The 2,927-nt window shown below is 41.4% G+C and carries 1 protein-coding gene; it reads right to left on the bottom strand.

The window, feature by feature from the left end; all coding sequences use genetic code 11:
• Positions 1–168 precede the first annotated feature (168 nt).
• On the bottom strand, positions 169–2,529 hold the full coding sequence (gene topA, locus ACFO3G_RS03470; protein ID WP_380078018.1) for a type I DNA topoisomerase: 2,361 nt from the start codon (positions 2,527–2,529) through the stop codon (positions 169–171).
• Between the last annotated feature and the right edge of the window lie 398 nt (positions 2,530–2,927).

Raw genomic sequence — 2,927 nt, 5'->3', positions numbered from 1 at the left:
GGGCGGACGCCAATCCCCCCGGTGTTTTTCATGCCCGCCTGACGGATGAACTAAACAATGAAAGGAAATGATTAATTTTGACTCAAAGATAAATCTCCTTTACACACTTTTTGGGATACTACCTAGATTTTTATGAAACAACCCTTGGTTACTTATCTGTTATGCCGCTTATTTTGTGGCTTTCTTTGAACTTTTTGATTTCGTTGTCTTTGAGCTTTTGGCGCGAGACTTCTTTTTGGGAGCCTCTTCGATAATCTTTTTACAATCATCTAAGCTAAGTTGTTGAGCATCTGTTCCTTTCGCAATCTTGTAATTGCTGCCTTGATATTTGATGTATGGACCAAAGCGTCCAACTCTTACTTGCAAGTCCGGCTCTTCATCAAAGATTTTGATGATGCTCTTTTCTTCTGCCTCTCGTTTGTTTTTAATTAACTCGATTGCCTCTTCATAGGTGACATCGAGAGGATCTGTCCCTTTGGGAATAGATACAAACTTGTTGTTGTGTCTCACATAAGGGCCGAAGCGACCTATCCCAATTGTGATGGTCTTGCCTTCAAATTCGCCTAAATCTTTTGGCATCGCAAATAGATCCAATACCTCTTCCAAACTGATTGTTACAATTGATTTTCCCTGAGGAAGAGATGCAAATCTGGGCTTTTGGTCTTCATCTTCTGTCGTGCCAAGTTGAGCCATAGGGCCATAACGCCCGATTCGGACAGACACTTGAAGTCCGGTCTTAGGGTCGGTACCAAGGATTCGCTCGCCAACACGCTCTTCCTGCTTAGAGATACTTGCCGCCTCTTCTACCTTTGGATGAAACTTTTTGTAGAACGAATCAATAACTTTATTCCATTGAAGTTTACCTTCTGCAATGTGGTCAAACTCATCCTCCACCTTAGCAGTAAAGTTCAGATCGACGATGCCTCCAAACTGTTCTACAAGAAAATCATTTACAACAATGCCAATATCTGTAGGAATCAATTTGTTTTTGTCCGCACCATAGGTCTCGGTTAGTTCTGTCTTGTTTATTTGTTTATCCTTGAGCTCGAGTTGTACATAGTTGCGTTTTTTGCCTTCTCTGTCTCCTTTGATTACATATTCGCGCTGTTGGATAGTCTGAATAGTCGGAGCATAAGTAGATGGGCGGCCAATGCCGAGCTCTTCCAGCTTCTTCACAAGACTTGCCTCTGTATATCTTGCCGGTCTTTGGGTAAAACGCTCTGTAGATTTAGCCTCTTTGAGAGTCAGAGCTTCGTTGATTTCTACCTTTGGAAGAAGATTTGTATTCTCTTCTTGTGGCTGATCATCATCGGTATCTTCTTTGTACACAGAATAGAATCCACTAAACAATACCACCTCTCCGAGTGCAGAGAAATGGTGGTCGAGACCTTCTGATTCGATGTAGATAGTGGTCCTTTCGGTTAGCATATCTGCCATCTGTGAAGCAATTGTTCGCTTCCTGATCAGGTCGTACAACTTTTTCTCTTGAGCTGTGCCGGCGATCTTCTCTTTGGATACATAAGTGGGTCGGATAGCTTCGTGGGCTTCTTGTGCACCTTTGGCCTTTTGATGGTATTTCCTTACCTGAAGATACTGCTCGCCATATTGTTCCCTGATAAGATTGCTTAGGTCATTGATAGCTAAAGCAGACAGGTTCATAGAGTCCGTTCTCATATAGGTGATATGACCATCCTCATAGAGCTTTTGAGCTATTCGCATGGTCTGAGCTACGGAATATCCCAGCTTACGAGCTGCCTCTTGCTGTAGAGTCGAGGTTGTGAAAGGTCCGGCAGGACTGCGTTTGCCGGGCTTCTTTACAATATCTCTTACCTTAAATTGTCCTTTCGAACATAATTCAAGATATTGTCGAGCCTCCTCTTCTGTCGAAAACTTGTGGTTGAGTTCGGCCTCAAGGATAGTTTTCTTGTCCGAAAGCAGGAATTGCGCTGTGGTCTTATATTGTGACTGAGTCTTAAACTCAGCAATCTCTCTCTCTCTTTCCACGATGATTCGGACAGCGACCGATTGTACACGTCCTGCCGATAATGAAGGCTTGATCCTTTTCCATAAGACCGGAGAAAGCTCAAAACCAACTATACGGTCTAATACTCGTCGTGCTTGTTGTGCATCTACCAAATCATTATTAATTGATCTTGGATTTTGGATTGCATTTTGGATTGCAGGTTTTGTAATTTCATGAAAAACAATCCTATTGACGGTCTTATCTTTGATATCTAAGACCTCAGACAGATGCCATGCAATAGCTTCTCCTTCGCGGTCCTCATCGGATGCGAGCCATATAACTTCAGCCGATGAAGCAGCACTTTTAAGATCTTTTACCAACTTCTTTTTGTCAGTCGGTATTTCATATTTTGGGGCATAACCATGTTCGATGTCCACACTAAATTTATGAGGACTCAAATCTCTGATATGTCCATAACTGGAGAGTACTTGAAAGTCTTTGCCCAAAAACTTGCCAATTGTCTTGGCTTTTGCGGGAGACTCAACTATTACTAGATTTTGTATCATGTCGAAATATAACAATCCTATTTTGAGTGCAAAGGTAAGAATTCAATTTACTTAGTTGCATTTTAATATCTTCCGTGCACCTTTTATAGCTTTCTTTATTTGATATGTGGCCTAATTGAATGTACAGTGTCTCAATTCCTTCTTGCGAAGATTGCACCCTCTTATAGTTTTATGACTGTTGGTCTAATTGTAGTCGCAAAGATAGAATAAGAATCGTAAAATGGGATGAAGTAAACAGCGTTCTTATTCAGATTGCCTAAGTGAAGATAAAAAAAGGGGCTGTGTCATTATTCGTAATGATTCAGCCTCTAATTTTTTAGCAACCTCTCATTTCTTGAGTTTAAGCAGCCAATTTTTGGATGGGAGCTACCATTGGACTCACAGGAACTCCTAAAACA

The organism is Falsiporphyromonas endometrii, assembly GCF_042654485.1.
GTDB lineage: Bacteria > Bacteroidota > Bacteroidia > Bacteroidales > Porphyromonadaceae > Porphyromonas > Porphyromonas endometrii.
This window is presented reverse-complemented; position numbering and strand designations above follow the sequence as displayed.